This window comes from Halovenus anhuiensis (genome assembly GCF_037080055.1).
Lineage (GTDB): Archaea > Halobacteriota > Halobacteria > Halobacteriales > Haloarculaceae > Halovenus.
Genome location: NZ_JBAOJI010000001.1, coordinates 354,160 through 370,704, shown reverse-complemented (window position 1 = coordinate 370,704; position 16,545 = coordinate 354,160). Strand labels below are relative to the sequence as shown.

The following is a 16,545-nucleotide window of genomic DNA, read 5'->3' as shown; positions in this document are numbered from 1 at the left end:
GCACCGACCGGGGGAGTTCGCTATGAGTGACACGGCCGAGTCCGGGTTCGATCCGGCGACAGATCCCCGAAGTGAATACGAGTATACGAACGAGGATATCAAGCGACCGAAGCTCCTCGCCGAACTCCGTGCGCGTGTCGACGGCGAAGTCCGATTCGACACGTACACGCGGAACCTCTACGCAACCGACGCCAGCGCATATCAGCAGTTGCCCATTGGCGTCGTGGCTCCGGTCTCCACCGAGGACGTACAGGCCGTGATGGAGTACTGCGCCGACGAATCAATCCCGGTGTTGCCCCGTGGTGGCGGAACGAGCCTTGCAGGGCAGGCGGTCAACGAAGCAGTCGTACTCGACTTCAAAAAGCAGATGAACAGCGTGCTCGACGTGGATCCGGAGTCCCAACTTGCCCGTGCGGAGCCCGGTATCACGCTCGCTCGTCTCAATGACACCCTCGAAGGCCACGGGCTGAAGTATGCCCCCGACCCAGCCTGGGGCGACAAGAGCGTCCTCGGCGGCTGTATCGGCAACAATACGACCGGCGCACACTCACTGAAGTACCAGAAAGCAGACGGCTATCTGGAGGAGGTCGAAGTCGTCCTTGCTGACGGAACGGTCACGACCTTCGGCTGGATGGACGTCGACGAGTTACACGACCGCGCCGACGCCGTCGAGGACGGCGACCCCATCGAAGAGCAGGTCTACGCGGAAGTGTCGCGTATCCTCCGCGAAGACGCCGAAGAGATCGAGGGCCGCTATCCCGACCTCATCCGGAACGTCTCCGGCTACAACTTCGACAAACTGCTCGAAGACGCCCGCGAACGGGGAGAAGTCAACGTCGGGCGACTGATGGCGGGCAGCGAGGGGACCCTCGCCATCGTCACCGAAGCGACTGTCTCACTGGAGCCGATCCCACCGGAGAAGTCGGTCGTGCTCCTCACCTACGACGGCGTTCTCGACGCAATGGAAGACGTTGCGCCGATTCTCGAACACGACCCCGCCGCCGTCGAGGTGATGGACGACGTGCTGTTGGATCTGGCCAGAGAGACCGCCGAGTTCTCCGATCTGGTCAAAACACTCCCCGAGGGCACGGATTCGACGCTTCTCGTGGAGTTTTACGCAGACTCGCCAGCGGAGGGCAAACAGAAAGTCGCTGATCTGCTCGCCGACCGGCTCCCGGGGGTAGAGCCAGCAACTGGCATGACGCCGAGCGAGGGGGCTGGCGATCTGACCGACTCTCCGGTCAGCGCCGTCGACGCGCTGGAAGCGTACGATTCAGACCGGCAGGCGAAGTTCTGGAAGATGCGCAAGGCGGGCCTGCCGATCCTGCTCTCTCGCACTGGCGACGACAAGCACTGGCCGTTCGTCGAGGACACGGCAGTCCCGGCCGAGAATCTGCCGGAGTACGTTGCCGACATTCAGGAGCTATTCGACGAGCACGACACCTTCGCCTCGTACTACGCCCACGCCGGCCCCGGCGTGTTGCACATCCGGCCGCTGCTCAACCTCAAAGCCGAGGATGGCATCGAGACGATGCTCTCGATTTCGGAATCGATCACCGACCTCGTCATCGAGTACGGCGGTTCGATTTCCGGCGAACACGGCGACGGGCGGGCCCGGACCACGTGGAACCGGAAGCTGTATGGCGACCAGCTCTGGGGGTCGTTCCAGCGACTCAAGCAGACGTTCGACCCACAGGGACTGCTGAATCCCGGCAACGTCTGCGGGGACCACGATCCGACCGAGAACCTCCGCTACGACGCCGATTACGAGTTCGACGCCGGCTTCGAACCGGATCTGCACTGGGACAACGAGAACGGCTTTCAGGGGATGGTCGAACTCTGTCACGGTTGTGGCGGCTGTACCGGTCATCAGGAGACCACCGGCGGCGTGATGTGTCCGACCTACCGGGCGACCGATAACGAAGAGATCACCTCGACCCGCGGCCGGGCGAACATGCTCAGACGGGCCATGGACGGTGACCTGCCCGAAGACCCCACCTCCGAGGAGTTCCGGACCGAAGTGCTCGATCTCTGTGTGGGCTGTAAGGGCTGCAAGCGAGACTGTCCGAGCGGTGTCGACATGGCGAAACTCAAGATGGAGGTCACCCACCAGGCCCACCAGCGCCACGGAATTCCGCTGCGTGATCGACTGTTCGCCAACGTCGAGACACTCTATCGTCTGGGAAGTACCTTCGCGCCGGTCTCGAACTGGGCGATGAACCTGCCCGGTGCCGATCTGGTCACCGAGAAGGCGCTGGGAATCGCTCGCGAGCGTGACCTACCGACGTTCAAACGGGAGAGTTTCCAGAAGTGGGCCGCCGACCGCAGTCCACAGATCCCCGCGGATCTCGCTGATCGGAAGGCGCTGGTGCTCGCGGACCCGTACACCAACTATACCCAGCCCGAAGTCGGGAAAGCAGCCGTGCATGCGCTCGAAGCCGCCGGCGTCCACGTCGACGTATCGAGTGAGGTCACCGACAGCGGCCGGCCAGCCCACTCGAAGGGGATGATCGACCACGCACGCGCGACGGCGAGCGCGAACGTCGAGAGCCTCACACCACAGATCGAAGCGGGCTGGGACATCGTGAGTCTCGAACCCTCCGACGCGACCATGTACCGGTCGGATTATCTGGATCTTCTCGCTGGCGATGATGTCGAGACGGTCGCTGCGAACACCTACGACGTGATGGAGTATCTCGACCGTTTCGGCCTGCTTGACGATGTCGATCACATCGTCTCGGAGGAGACGCTGGCTTATCACGGCCACTGCCACCAGACTGCGATCAAGCGCGAACACCACGCAGCCTCCGCACTGGAGGCGGTCGGCTACGACACCGAAGAGATAGATTCGACCTGCTGTGGAATGGCTGGCTCGTTCGGTTACGAGGCCGAACACTACTCGATGAGCATGGCTATCGGCGAGTTGTTGTTCGAACAGGTCCGTGACTCGCCAGCCGACACCGTCGTCGCACCGGGCACCTCCTGTCGGTCGCAACTGCTCGCATCGGAGGACCGGTCCGAAAAGCCCGCCCATCCCATCGAAAAAGTCTCGGAAGTATTGCGGCCACAGTAACCCCCGCTGGGATGCTGGGGTATTTTGTTCAACAGCGCTAACAGAATGATATGGCCGAAATCGACAGCGCCGACTCGCCACTGGATCTGCGCTTTTCCGAGGCAGAACTCGAACAGCACCGCGAGCACATCACTTCCTTCGTCACCGAGCAGTACGAGGCCGCGGGGGCCGACACGGCAGTGATCGCCCTCTCTGGCGGTATCGACAGCACGCTTACCTCCCACCTAGCCGTCGAGGCGCTCGGCTCCGGGAGCGTCTACGGACTCGTCCTGCCGAGCACCGTCAACCGCGAGCAGAACATGAGCGACGCCGAACGGATCGCCAGCGAACTGCTCGATATCGAGTACGACGTGATCGAAATTCAGCCACTCGTCGAAGCAGTGCTCGACGCCAACCCCAAGGTCTCCACCGATGCTGGCGAAGACGAACAGACTCGGGTCGCTGTCGGGAACCTCCGGGCTCGCCTCCGCGCGGTGCTCTCGTACTTCGAGGCCAACCGCCGGAATGGAATCGTCCTCGGGACGGGCAACCGCAGCGAAGCGGCCGTCGGCTACTTCACCAAATACGGCGACGGGGCCGTCGACTGCCATCCGATCGCGAACCTCTACAAAGGACAGGTCCGCCAACTCGCCCGCCACATCGGCGTCCCCGAAGATTTAGCAGCCAAGACTGCGAGCGCCGAACTGTGGGCCGACCAGACCGACGAAGGCGAACTCGGATTGGATTACGAGACACTGGACTCGATTCTCGCGCTCCACGTCGACGGACCGCTCTCGACGACTGCGACCGCCCGCGAACTCGGTGTCGACGAATCACTCGTCGAGGACGTTCGGGGCCTGTACGAACGGAGTGCGCACAAACGGCAGGCACCGCCCGGTCCCGAAACGCTGTACTGAGAGAAGCGTCGTGCTACTCGGTCGCAAAAACCGCAAAAAGTCGTTGTTTTACAGTCGGCCCACGTCTTCGACGGAGACGCTCTCGACGTCCTCGACACCTTGGAAGGCTTCTTCGACGGCTTCGGTCCCGCCAGCCTCGTCGGCGACGATGACCGTCGGGATGAGCGCGGTGAGTCCGAAGGCGACTTCGTCACGGTCGAAGCCGTTGATCTTGGCTCCTTCGGGGAGGTTCTGTTCGAGACGTTCCTGCAGTTGATCCAGATCGATCTCCGGATCCTGCGGCATGACTTTGATAGCGGCTGCTACTTTTCCCATGGTTATGGTCCTGTAAACCCACAGTCGGGGCACTGATAGAGGTTGCTCTGTTTGCGACACGTTCCACACCGGTGGATCTCGTGACCACAATCCGGGCACGCAAACGTGGCCGCATTGGTCCCGGCAATGCGGATGCCACAGGAGTTACACTTCTGTGACTGGTCTAGCTGACTCTTGCTCATGTACCCCTATACCGCAGCCCCGTTTTTAACCCTTGCCAAGTTACTCGCGGATCCCGCTCACCGATTCACCGGGTCGTCCGGTCGGCCTTCCCGATTCGGCAGATCCGGTCCCTCGACGGCCGGTTCGACCGCTTCGCCAAGTTCCCACCGGTAGAATCCCTCGCCGACATCCGCACCGGTCTTGCCCGCTTCGACCAGTCGCTCGAGTACTTCTGGCGGCTCGAAGCGCGGTCCCAGCGTCTCCGTCAGTTCCCGCAATGTTTCGAGCCGATTATCGAGACCGATTCGATCCGCTCGGACGAGTGGCCCCTCTGGGTAGTCGTATCCCTCTTCCAGAATCGTGTCGACCCCCTCGACGCCAGCCACGTCGTCGTCGATGGCCCGCATCGCCTCCACCTCGATTGCGAGGCGGACTCTGGTCGAGGCGATACCGGGCGTATCTCGAACGCGGATGGGCGTCGCCCCCAACTCTGAGATGAACGACTCTGCGCGCTCGACCGGTTCCTCGGCGGTCTGCTCGGGAACCAACAGCTCGACGACGGCGGCGTCGGGTGCGTCGACGAAGTGCATGCCGAGCGCACGATCCGGCTGTCGAAGCCCCGCTGCTGCGGCGGTGACCGGGACCGCTGGCTGGCTCGTGACGATCAACGTCTCGCGGTCGACGGCTGATTCGATATCAGCAAACTTCTCCTGGAGGGGTTCGGTGTCGGCGATAGTCGTCTCGATGACAAGATCTGCATCCGAGACAGCACCACGGAGATCTGTCGTCGCTTCCAGTTCCGACAGCGCATCGTCTTTCCGTCGTTCAGTGATGGCCCCCGATTCGACGGCGTTGATGAGTAACCCCTCGATATCGTCGACGCGATCCATCGCTTCGGTCGCGTCGTCGGCCTGTAAACTCACGGCGTGTCCAACCCGTGCACACCGGGCGGCGATATCCCGCCCCGCTGTTCCGGTCCCGAGTACTGCAACGTTCATACTGGTCCAGACCAACCCGAGCACTGTAAGCGTTGGTGGCGTCGCTCCATCTTGTGTCCGGGTCGACATATCCCCAAACATAAAAGCAGCTCCGCGGAAAAGACTGGGTAGACTCGGTGCAGACAGGCAGGTCTCGTGGTCGAATTACGGAGGTTAGATGTGTATGAGTACTGTTGGATCGGTTACGTTGCTCGTCGACTTCGGGGTAAATCTCGTCGAAGAAGACCCCACCCTGACGTTTATCACCTTTCTGGGAGTCTCGCTGCTCGCAGCGCTGGGGCTGCGGTTTTCCTACTACGCGAACCAGAACATGCGTCAGACCCGGATCGACTCCCAGCGACGGATCTGGGAGTATCTGCAGTTTATCGGCGCGCTCGGCGCGCTCTACGCGCTGGTCTGGATTCTCGAAATCGTGAGTTCGATCCGGATCGCTCCGAAAAACGGGATCTGGCTGGCGATGATCTTCTTTCTGGTGCTCTCTTTGCGCCAGATCTCTGTCACCGCCGCCGGCGATGTCGGTTCGGAACTCATACAACTCGACCAGGCCGTTCGGCTCGGACTCATCGCCGGGATCGTTTTGTACGCTGGAATTACGCTCGTGTTCGGTGAATCGGCGACATCTGCGATCGTTCAGGGACTGACTGGAATTGGCTTTCTTGCCTACGGCGTCGTGTACTTCAGACGCCAGATTGCCAGCACGCGCCTCCAGGGAACGATGCTCGATTCGCTGGTCCGCCATCTGCTCCCGGTGCTCACCTTCGGCGCGCTGGTCAGCATCGTCGCCCTTGCGATCCCCCTCGGAACGGACCGCACGATTGTCCTCCACGTCCAGTTGGTCTTTCTCATCATGACCGCAACGGCGCTGATGACGGCGACGATCAAACTCCGACAGAACCTCGCGAGTCTGTGAATCCTTAATCAGACGCCTGCGCTGCAGTGTCATCGATTTCGACGAGTTCGTCGACTGGTGGAATCTCGGCCTCCGCATCGGCGATGATCTCGATGCGTCGTGTCAGTTTCTCGGTCGCGTACTCGACCAGCGGGTCGGGATTGATCGCCACCCCGAGGTCGTTGACTGTGCCGGCGACGAGCGGAAGCAGTTTCTGAAGCGTGTTCTGAACGACCGACTCCTCGACTGTTCCGGTCTGGACGTGCTCACGGACCTTCGCCATCCCGAAGCCAACGTGTCGGCCCTCGTCGCTTCGGATCTTCGTGATACCGTTGACCAGTCCCGGCAACTCTACGAACTCCTCGTCGGTCACCTCGTCGCTCCCGCTCTCGGAAAACGAAGACTGGATTCCGTAGTAGCCGGTCTGAGCGAGTACCGATTCGATAGTCAGGTGGTAGTGGCAGTAGGCCACGACGCGGTTTTTCGGCGTGTCATCGGTCAGCAATCGCTGCATCGCGTCTTCGGTTCGCTCGAACAGTTCGGTGTACTGGCTGTTGAAATACCGGTCTTCGGTCGGTGCTGTCCGCTCGAACCCCTGCCCCTCTGCGACCGGATCGATCACCTCCCGCCAGTAGCGGTCGAAGAACTTGGTGTGTTTGGCCTCCTCGTAGATTTGACTGGAGAGGAACATCTGGTCGTTGATGTTTTCGCTGACCTGTGCCAGCGGCAGCAGATCCTCCGTCACCGACTCCTCGCCCGCGCCGAACCGAGCGACGGTCCGGCGGATCCCCTCGAACTGTTCCTCGGTGAGATCAGCGTTGAGCAGTCGCTCGCGGTCGACATCCAGTTCCTCGATGGCTCCCGGGTCCCAGTGTCGGTAGACCGCGTTCGTGAAATACTCCTGTGACAGTGCCCCCTCGTCCAACTGCATCCCCGTGGCGTCGTTCGTTGCCATGACACGAGTTCATGGGCCCAAACGCCTTGCTGTACTGCCGTGTATTGATTGTTCGTTTAAATACGGCACTCCTCGAACGGTCTCAGTCGAGTCGATCCAGTGCGCCGCGCCGTTCACGATGCATGATCTCACCCGCGAACCGCCTGAGCGTGTCGACGAGTTCCGCCTCAGTCTCGTAGGTTTCGACCCGGAGATCCCACCGTGTCGACGCCGACCGGATCATCGCACTCGTCACGTCGTCCTCGTGGACAAACACGACGCGCTCGCCGTGGCGCTCCGAGAGGGCTTCGAGGATGCTGCCAGCCTCTTCCCCGACGCCGAAGTTGTGCCCGAGAAACGGCAGCACGAACGCGGTGGCGTTACTGCAGCGCGTGAATTCGATGCTCTGGGTCACCGCGTCTACCTCGTCTGTATCGATGTCGACATCCAGTGCCAGGAACGCGTTCACTCCCGGATCTGTCCGGAGTTCGCCCTGCACTCGACGCAGGAGGGCTTGAGCTTCGTTGATTTCGTCTTCGTTCCGGAACAGACGACGCAGTGGCCCGGGCAGATCCTCGATATCGATCTGGCTGCGCTCGTCCTCGCTGAGCACGTAGTTCAGATTGAACGACTTGTACGGCCCCATGAGGTAGAAGAGAAACCGGTCGTATTGGACTGCCCCCAACCGATCTGCGATCAGATCCCGGGTAATCTCCTCCGACATGCCGCGCTGTTCTCCCGGGCAGTATATAAAAGACAGTGATTTTGAGAATATTTGGCTTGATAATACCTAAGTATACCTCTCCGCGTAATCTAGGATACGATGGCAACGGACCAGACGATAGACGGGGGAATGCCGCCCGATCCAGAGGAGTTGCTGCCGGACGACAGTATCCTCTCTCTCGACGAATATCTCGATATGCACGCCGCCGTCGGCCACCGGAGCCGGTACGAAATCCTCTACCGACTCGTCCATAACGGCGAGATGAGTCCGACCGAACTCGACGCAGTCGTCGATATCGACGACAGCACGCTCCACTATCACCTGAACACACTCGTCGATGCCGGACTCGTCGAGAAACGCAAGCGAACGGACCGCGATCAGGATGGGCTGGACACCTACTATCGGGCGACTATCTTCGGGACAGTCACGCTCACAGAAGGCGTCGACGAACTGATCCGCGGCGAACACGAGTTCGAGTCGATGTACGACAGTTCGGCGGACTGATCCTGTCACTCGACCAGCCATAGTTAAGCCGATGGCTCCAAAGAGAGTGACATGCGCTACGCGGAGGTCAGACTGGACCCCGGCCCTGAGGGATTCCATCCGGCAGACCGGAAACTCACCGACAGCGACCACATCCAACGGATTGCGATCCATCACGTCAACCAACTTGACGACGGGACCGTCGTATTACTGTACGAGTTACAGGGCATCAGGTCCCGGGCCCGGGAGGTTCTCGACGCCAACGACGACGTGCTGGCCTACAGCATCGCTCCCGGCGCAGAACCGGACAGCGCGCGCGGGCAGTCGAATGGCTTACCCCGCCGGCAGACGCTTCACACCTACATCCACATCGATCCGAACGAGACGCTTGTGTCCGTCTTCCAACTTCCTCAGGAGTACAGCCTCGTTATCGAAACGCCCATCGAGTGTCTCCCAGGCGGCGGAATCACCGTCCTCGTGATGGGCGACCAGCAGACCATCACGAACGCGGTGGGCGTCCTCCCCGACCGAATCGAGACGGAGCTTCTCGCAACCGGCGAGTATCACCCCACCGAGCGGACGCTGTACTCACAACTCACGCCACGCCAACAGGAGATTCTCGCCACGGCAGTCGAAGCCGGCTACTACAACGTCCCGAAAGCGGTCACCCACGAAGGACTCGCCGACAGGCTCGATCTGGCACCCGTCACTGTCGGCGAACATCTCCGCAAAATCGAGGCTCGCGTCTTCGCAGAGATCGTTCCTTGAGTCGTCTGCAGGAGGACATATTAGTGGCATAATACCACCTTATTTCACTATTATAGAGGAGAGGCATTTCAGGAATAGCCTGATATGGCTGGGGCACTTGTGTACTCGTGATATGACAGACCGACGCACAGAGACTGGTCAGGACGGTCTCGCAGACCCCACGGATGCTCGGTCCAACTGTGGGGTTGGCGTCGTGATGGACCTCGATGGCGGGAGCAGCCACGAGGTCGTACGCGACGGACTCGAACTGGTAGAGTGTATGGAACATCGCGGCACGACCGGTGCGGAGAAAGAGACTGGTGACGGCGCTGGTATTCTCCTCCAGATTCCCCACGAATTCTTTGCTGGCGAACTGGATGTCGATCTCCCCGACCCCGGCGAATACGCTGTCGGATCGCTCTTCTTGCCGAAAGACGAGGACGACCGTGAAGCACTGAAGACACGCGTCGAGGAACTGCTCGACGAGGAAGGACTTGACGTGCTCGCCTGGCGCTCTGTTCCGACGAACAACAAGGGCCTCGGCCAGACGGCACTCGACTCCGAACCGGAGATCGAACAGGTATTCGTCACCTCGAACGAGGACGTGAGCGAGGATGAGTTCGGCCGACAGCTCTATATCGGACGCAGCGTCGTCGAAAACACGATCAAAGACGAACAGCCCGACGGGAGCGACCGCTTCTACATCGTCTCGCTGGACCGGAAAACGGTCGTCTACAAGGGACTCCTGAAAGCCGAACAGGTCGAAGACTACTTCCTCGATCTCTCGGACGAGCGGATGCACTCGACGTTCGCGATGGTCCACGCGCGGTTCTCGACGAACACTCTCGGCGCGTGGCATCTCGCCCACCCATACCGCAACATCATCCACAACGGCGAGTTCAACACGATTCAGGGCAACATCAACTGGATGCGCGCCCGCGAGACTGACATTCAGGACGAGGCCTTCGGTGAGGATATCGAGAAGATCAAGCCGATCATCGACGACCCCGAGCAGTCCGATACCGCGAGCGTCGACAACGCGCTCGAACTGCTCATGGAATCCGGTCGTTCGCTCCCACACGCCCTCCGAACACTCATCCCCGAAGCGTGGCGCGGCGAACAGAACAACGTCTCCGGCCAGCGCCGGGAGTTCTACGACTACCACGCCTCACTCGTCGAACCGTGGGACGGCCCTGCACTCGTCGCCGCTACCGATGGTGAACGCGTCGGTGCAGTGCTCGACCGGAACGGACTTCGTCCGTGCCGATACGACGTGCTCGAAGACAACACGCTCGTGATGTCTTCGGAGGTCGGCGCGCTCAACTACGACGAAAGCGAAATCCGAGAGCGCGGCCGCCTCTCGCCCGGTCAGTGTTTCCTCGCCGACCCCGAAGAGGGTCGAGTCGTTCCTGACGAGGAGGTTTTCGACGGCCTCATCGACGACAAATACGGCGAATGGGTCGACCAGGAGCAGGTCCAGATCGAGGATATCTCCCCGGACGACGACAACACACCACAGCATTCCGTCGAGGAACTGCGCGCCCATCAGTCGACCTACGGCTACACCTACGACGAGATCGATCACCTGCTCGAACCGATGGCCGAAAAAGGGAAGGACCCGATCGGGTCGATGGGCGACGACACGCCGCTGTCGGTGCTCTCACAGTTCAACCGACCACTGTTCACCTACTTCAAACAGCTATTCGCGCAGGTCTCGAACCCGCCGCTGGATTACATCCGGGAAGAACTCGTGACGAGTCTCGAAACGAGACTCGGCAACCAGCGCAACCTGCTCGACGAGACGCCGGAACACGCCCGCCAACTCGTCCTCGATTCGCCGATCCTGACCGACCAGGAGATGGATGGCATCAAGAATCTCGGCGAGAACGGCATGTCGACCGGCGTCGTTGACATCACTTACGACCCGGACGAAGACGACCTCGAATCCGCCGTCGAGGCGGTCCGCGAGAACGCCTCCAACGCAGCCGAGGACAACGATATTGTCGTCCTCTCGGACCGAACCAACGATCCGGACCGTGTCCCGATCCCGTCACTGCTCGCCGTCGGCGGCGTTCACCACCACCTCGTCCGCAACGGCCAGCGTAACCACATCGGACTCGTCCTCGAATCGGGCGATCCGCGAGCGGTCCATCACTTCGCGACGCTGATCGGCTACGGCGCGGGCGCAGTCAACCCGTATCTCGCCTACCAGACGATCACCGACCTCGTCGCTGGACCCGACGGCGCAGATCCGCACAAAGCCATCGACGCCTACATCAACGCCGTCGAGGACGGCCTGCTCAAGACGATGGCGAAGATGGGTATCTCGACGGTCGAGAGCTACCAAGGCGCACAGATCTTCGAGGCAGTCGGTCTCTCCTCGGACCTCGTCGACGAGTATTTCGAGGGAACCGAAAACCGTACCGAGGGGATCGGGCTCGACGAGATCGAATCCGACCTGCTCGACCGCCACGAAGTCGCCTGGAACGACGGCGACATGGAGCGCGTCGGTGAGTACGAGAACCGCACCGGCGGCATCTACCACCAGTGGAATCCCGAGACGGTCAGCACGATCCAACAGGCTGTCCGGCAGGGCGATTACGAGACCTACAAAGAGTTTGCCGACCTCGTCAACGACCAGCAGGAGCAACTCGCCACGCTGCGGGGCCTGCTCGAATTCGACGACGAGGACCGCGAGTCGATTCCGATCGAAGAAGTCGAATCCGTCGACTCCATCGTCGAGCGATTCGAGACGGCGGCGATGTCGCTCGGCTCGCTCTCGCCCGAGATGCACGAGAACAACGCCATCGCGATGAACCGGATCGGTGCCAAGTCCAACACCGGTGAAGGTGGCGAACCACCGGAACGGTTCGGGACCGAGAAAGAATCCCACACGAAGCAGGTCGCGTCCGGTCGCTTCGGTGTGACCTCGACGTATCTCACTGCTGCGGACGAACTCCAGATCAAGATGGCGCAGGGATCCAAACCCGGTGAGGGTGGTCACCTGCCCGGCAAGAAGGTCAACGAGATGATCGCTCACGTCCGGTACGCGACGCCGGGTGTCGGCCTCATCTCGCCGCCGCCGCTGCACGATATCTACTCCATCGAGGATCTGAAACAGTTGATCCACGACCTGAAAGCCTCGAACCCCGAGGCGGACATCAATGTCAAACTCGTCGCCGAGGCCGGTGTCGGCATTATCGCCGCCGGTGTGGCGAAGGCGAACGCCGACGTGGTTCACATCTCCGGTGACTCAGGCGGAACCGGCGCGTCGCCGAAGACGAGCATCAAAAACGCCGGTGTGCCGTGGGAACTCGGTGTCGCCGAGGCGAACCAGCTACTCTGTCAGACTGGTCTCCGCGACCGGATTCGCGTGACGACCGACGGCGGGATGAAGACCGGCCGTGACGTGGCAATCGCTGCGCTCCTCGGTGCCGAGGGCTACACCTTCGGGACGGCGTCGATGGTTACCTCCGGTTGTGTGATGGCCCGGCAGTGTCACGAGAACACCTGTCCGGTTGGTATCGCAACGCAGAACGAGAAGCTTCGCGAGCGATTCCCCGGCCAGCCCCAGCACGTCATCAACTACATGACCTTCATCGCGCAGGAACTGCGCGAGATCATGGCCGAACTCGGCTTCTCCTCAATCGAGGAGATGATCGGCCGCGTCGAACTGCTCCAGCAGCGCGACGACGTAACCCAGGAGAAGGCGGCGAAACTCGACCTCTCTTCGCTGTTGGTCGAGCCGGAGCGTCCGGAGGGTGTCGACCGGTACAAGACTCGTGAGCAGGATCACGATGTCGACGAACAACTCGATTGGGAACTGATCGAGGAGGCCAGCGACGCTATCGAACACGGAGAGCCGACGACGCTCACCAAGGAGATCAACAACGTTCACCGAGCGGTCGGTGCGACGCTCTCGAACGAGATCTCGAAAGTCCACGGTGTCGACGGCCTGCCGGAAGATACCTTGACGACTCGCTTCGACGGGACCGCAGGCCAGAGCTTCGGTGCGTTCACGCAGGACGGCGTGACGATGGAACTGGTCGGCTCTGCGAACGACTACCTCGGTAAGGGGCTCTCTGGCGGCAAACTGATCGTCCGGCCACCGGAAGAGGCCAGCTACGACGCCAGCCAGAACATCATCACCGGCAACGTCGCACTCTACGGTGCCACGCAGGGCGAGTGCTACGTCAACGGTGCTGCCGGCGAACGCTTCGCCGTGCGAAACTCCGGAGTCAAAGGTGTCGTCGAATCGGTCGGCGACCACGGCTGTGAGTACATGACCGGCGGCGCAATCGCCGTGCTGGGCGAGACGGGCAAGAACTTCGCGGCCGGGATGTCCGGCGGTGTCGCCTACGTGTACGATCCCGACGGCTCCTTCGAGGAACGTGCCAACACCGGAATGGCCTCGCTGTCGGACACCCTCGAAGAGAAAGACCGGGAGATGCTGACCCGACTCGTCGAGAACCACGCTGCCTATACCGACTCCGAGCGAGCGGCTGAACTACTCGAGGAGTGGGACGAGGAAATCGAGAACTTCACGCGCGTGATGCCCGACGCCTACGCCGAGATCATCGCCGAGCGCGAACGTGACGACGTTCGCAACGAACTCCCCGAAGCGGCGACGCTTGAAGCAGGCGAACTGTCGACGACGATGCACTCGAACGCGGACTGATCGTCACGCTGCGGACACTTTTTTGTCGCAATCGGAGCGTTTTCACGGCTGACGGACGACCCCGCCTGTATGGACACAGCACTCATTATCGGCGGGACGCGCTTCATCGGCCGCCATCTGGTGACGGAACTACTCGACGCCGAGTACGAGGTGACACTGTTCAACCGCGGCACGCGCGAGAATCCCTTCGCGGATCACGACCGCGTGGATCAGTATACGGGGGACCGAACGAGCGGCGCAGCGCTCAAGGAGGCGAACGAAGCCGTCGAACCCGACATCGTCGTCGACTGCGTGGCCTACTATCCGGGTGAGGTCAAACTCGCAGTCGAGGCCTTCGAGGACGTGGGGGCGTACGTCTACATCTCCAGCGGGGCCGCCTACGGACCGGACGTGATTCCGAAACGCGAAGACGAGACGCCGCTGGAACCCTGCACCGACGACCAGGCCGTCGACGATAGCCACGAGACCTACGGGGCTCGCAAGGCCGAGGGTGATCGGATCGTCTTCGAGGCCGCCGAGGAAGGAGTGAACGCGATGAGCGTGCGACCCACCATCGTCTACGGCCCGCATGACTACACCGGCCGCTATCAGTACTGGATCGACCGCATCGCCGAATACGACCGCGTACTCGTCCCGGGCGACGGAACGAACATTCACCACCTCGTCTCAGTGTACAACACCGTGCGCGCAATTCGGACGGTCGCGGAATCGGGCGAACCCGGCGAAGCCTACAACGCCGGTGACCGGACGATCCTCACGCTCCAAGACCTTCTCGAACAGACCGCGGACGCAGTCGGTGCCGATCCGGAGTTCGTGACTGCTAACGACCGAGAACTCTCGGCTGCCGGCCTGCAATCGACCGACTTCCCGCTGTACAATCCTGACGTTCACATCCTTTCGACGGAGAAATTGGCAGATATCGGGTGGGAACCACTCAGTCCCGCAGAGGCGATTGCCCGCACTGTCGACTGGGAGGGTGAACCCGAGCGCGATCCGGGACCGGACCGCGCTGCCGAGGAGGCGGTTCTCGATTCGCTGTAAGGGAGAAGCAACGACCAACACGTACTCTCTGCGATACCTCGCTATCTGCGGATATTGTTGCCGCAAAAATTCTAACAGCCTGGCCAATCATTGATATAGCGTTATTTGGTTTACTTGTCACAGATCAGGCGGACTGCGCCAGTATAACGGGTAATTAATCAACTTTTACTGCCGAGGATTATCATACATATGATATTATTCGTACACAACCTATTTTCGATTTGTACGTGTACAGTTGGCATATGGCATTACCAGCGAACGTCACTGGGCAGCGGACCGAGACGGATCGACTCGATACCTACTACCTCGAAACAAATCCCGGAGGAGAGCATACTGTGGTCTTCCTCCACGGGAATGCCTCGTCGTCACGGTTCTTCGCCGAATTGATGGCGGAACTCCCGGACGAGTATCACGCAGTCGCCCCCGATTTCCGCGGGTTCGGGGACTCGGAGCGTCGGCCGATCGATGCGACTCGGGGACTCAGGGATTTTGCCGACGACGTACACGCGCTGTTCTCGGCCCTCGATATTTCCACTCCCTCGCTGGTTGGGTGGTCGACCGGCGGCGGTGTTGCGCTGAGATATACAATCGATCACCCGGATGGCGTCGACTCAGTGGGTTTGATCAATCCCGTTCCACCGTACGGCTACGGCGGAACGGAACGCGACGGAACACCCTGCCAGCCGGATTACGCGGGTACAGGTGGCGGACTGGTCAACGAGGAGTTCGTCGAGGGGATGGCCAACGACTATCACGGAGCCGAGGGAGACGCTTCTCCGCGAAACGTTCTCAACACGGTATACACAGCAGCCACCACAGAACTCGACCCTGCTGTCGAAGACGACTACGTCGCAGCGATCACCGACACCGAAGTGGGGGACGACTACTATCCCGGCGACCAGACTGGCTCCGAGCACTGGCCAGGGATGGCACCTGGCGAGCGCGGTGTCAACAACGCGCTTTCCCCGAAGTACTGCGACCTGACGGCGTTCGTCGATATTGATACCAAACCGCCAGTCTGCTGGATTCGCGGCTCCGAGGATCTGGTCGTCGCGAATGGCTCGCTGTTCGAGGCCGGCTACCTGGGACAGATCGGCGAATTGCCGGGCTGGCCAGGTGAGGAGGAGTACCCTCCACAGCCAATGGTCGCCCAGACTCGTGATCTGTTGGAAGAGTACGAGGATGCCGGGGGCGAATACGAAGAAATCGTCGTCGACGGTGCGGGACACTCTCCGCACATCGAGCAACCCGGGACAGTTCTGTCCGCTCTCATCGAGAATTTGTGATACTACTCTATCATTAACCGGCACCACGCAGTCATATCTACCCTATTTTAAAACACCGGTCAATGACTATCATATCATCAGATGTGTGGGGTTCGTGGGCCCAAGTCCGGGTTCGATTTGACGGCAGTATGTCAGCGGTTAGTGTTGGCAAAGGATCTATTCTATTCATCAAGTGTGAATTGAACACCAGTTCGGACCTCGAATTGATTCTGCCAGAGGCGACTGTGCTAGAAATTCAATTTTTAGTTGTGTCTGTAATAGTACTCTCTGGATTACTGCCGCTCACTCGGCAAATAGCAATATCACTTCCACAAATAAT

General features: G+C 60.7%; 13 protein-coding genes. 8 read left to right on the top strand and 5 right to left on the bottom strand.

Annotated elements, in window-relative coordinates; translation table 11 throughout:
• Positions 1-22: 22 nt before the first annotated feature.
• The gene (locus V8P86_RS01865) at positions 23-3,073 is read left to right on the top strand and encodes an FAD-linked oxidase C-terminal domain-containing protein (RefSeq protein ID WP_336325538.1); all 3,051 of its coding nucleotides are present in this window, start codon (positions 23-25) and stop codon (positions 3,071-3,073) included.
• 50 nt (positions 3,074-3,123) lie between these two features.
• On the top strand, positions 3,124-3,969 hold the full coding sequence (locus V8P86_RS01860; RefSeq protein ID WP_336325537.1) for an NAD+ synthase: 846 nt from the start codon (positions 3,124-3,126) through the stop codon (positions 3,967-3,969).
• A 48-nt stretch (positions 3,970-4,017) separates the two neighbouring features.
• Here V8P86_RS01860 and V8P86_RS01855 read toward each other — a convergent pair whose 3' ends face one another.
• Genes V8P86_RS01855 through V8P86_RS01845 form a run of 3 tightly spaced genes read right to left on the bottom strand, consistent with a single transcriptional unit; the run spans position 4,018 to position 5,513 of the window.
• The gene (locus V8P86_RS01855; RefSeq protein WP_336325536.1) at positions 4,018-4,284 is read right to left on the bottom strand and encodes an elongation factor 1-beta; all 267 of its coding nucleotides are present in this window, start codon (positions 4,282-4,284) and stop codon (positions 4,018-4,020) included.
• Between the two features lie 2 nt (positions 4,285-4,286).
• Positions 4,287-4,466 carry an HVO_2753 family zinc finger protein gene (locus V8P86_RS01850; RefSeq protein WP_336325535.1) on the bottom strand — a complete coding sequence of 60 codons (180 nt, stop codon included), beginning with the start codon at positions 4,464-4,466 and terminating at the stop codon, positions 4,287-4,289.
• Positions 4,467-4,523: 57 nt separating this feature from the next.
• A complete protein-coding gene (locus V8P86_RS01845) occupies positions 4,524-5,513 on the bottom strand; it encodes a 3-hydroxyacyl-CoA dehydrogenase family protein (RefSeq protein ID WP_336325534.1) in 990 nt (329 codons plus the stop codon).
• Positions 5,514-5,607: 94 nt separating this feature from the next.
• On the opposite strand from V8P86_RS01845, the gene V8P86_RS01840 reads away from it, so the two are divergent.
• The gene (locus tag V8P86_RS01840) at positions 5,608-6,354 is read left to right on the top strand and encodes a hypothetical protein (RefSeq protein ID WP_336325533.1); all 747 of its coding nucleotides are present in this window, start codon (positions 5,608-5,610) and stop codon (positions 6,352-6,354) included.
• Between the two features lie 4 nt (positions 6,355-6,358).
• On the opposite strand, the gene V8P86_RS01835 is transcribed toward V8P86_RS01840, so the two are convergent.
• Both V8P86_RS01835 and V8P86_RS01830 read right to left on the bottom strand, forming a co-directional pair.
• Positions 6,359-7,288: a ferritin family protein gene (locus V8P86_RS01835; RefSeq protein WP_336325532.1), complete on the bottom strand. Its 930-nt coding sequence runs from the start codon at positions 7,286-7,288 to the stop codon at positions 6,359-6,361.
• A gap of 82 nt (positions 7,289-7,370) precedes the next feature.
• Positions 7,371-7,991: a DUF7509 family protein gene (locus tag V8P86_RS01830; RefSeq protein ID WP_336325531.1), complete on the bottom strand. Its 621-nt coding sequence runs from the start codon at positions 7,989-7,991 to the stop codon at positions 7,371-7,373.
• Between the two features lie 99 nt (positions 7,992-8,090).
• Here V8P86_RS01830 and V8P86_RS01825 point away from each other — a divergent pair, with 99 nt between their 5' ends.
• From V8P86_RS01825 to V8P86_RS01805, 5 genes are all read left to right on the top strand, one after another.
• On the top strand, positions 8,091-8,495 hold the full coding sequence (locus V8P86_RS01825; RefSeq protein WP_336325530.1) for an ArsR/SmtB family transcription factor: 405 nt from the start codon (positions 8,091-8,093) through the stop codon (positions 8,493-8,495).
• A gap of 51 nt (positions 8,496-8,546) precedes the next feature.
• The gene (locus tag V8P86_RS01820) at positions 8,547-9,242 is read left to right on the top strand and encodes a helix-turn-helix domain-containing protein (protein ID WP_336325529.1); all 696 of its coding nucleotides are present in this window, start codon (positions 8,547-8,549) and stop codon (positions 9,240-9,242) included.
• Positions 9,243-9,354: 112 nt separating this feature from the next.
• Positions 9,355-13,899, top strand: a complete 4,545-nt coding sequence (gltB, locus tag V8P86_RS01815) for a glutamate synthase large subunit (RefSeq protein ID WP_336325528.1) — start codon at positions 9,355-9,357, stop codon at positions 13,897-13,899.
• Positions 13,900-13,968: 69 nt separating this feature from the next.
• Complete coding sequence (locus V8P86_RS01810; RefSeq protein WP_336325527.1) at positions 13,969-14,940, top strand: NAD-dependent epimerase/dehydratase family protein; 972 nt, start codon at positions 13,969-13,971, stop codon at positions 14,938-14,940.
• A 242-nt stretch (positions 14,941-15,182) separates the two neighbouring features.
• The gene (locus V8P86_RS01805; protein WP_336325526.1) at positions 15,183-16,226 is read left to right on the top strand and encodes an alpha/beta fold hydrolase; all 1,044 of its coding nucleotides are present in this window, start codon (positions 15,183-15,185) and stop codon (positions 16,224-16,226) included.
• Positions 16,227-16,545 lie beyond the last annotated feature (319 nt).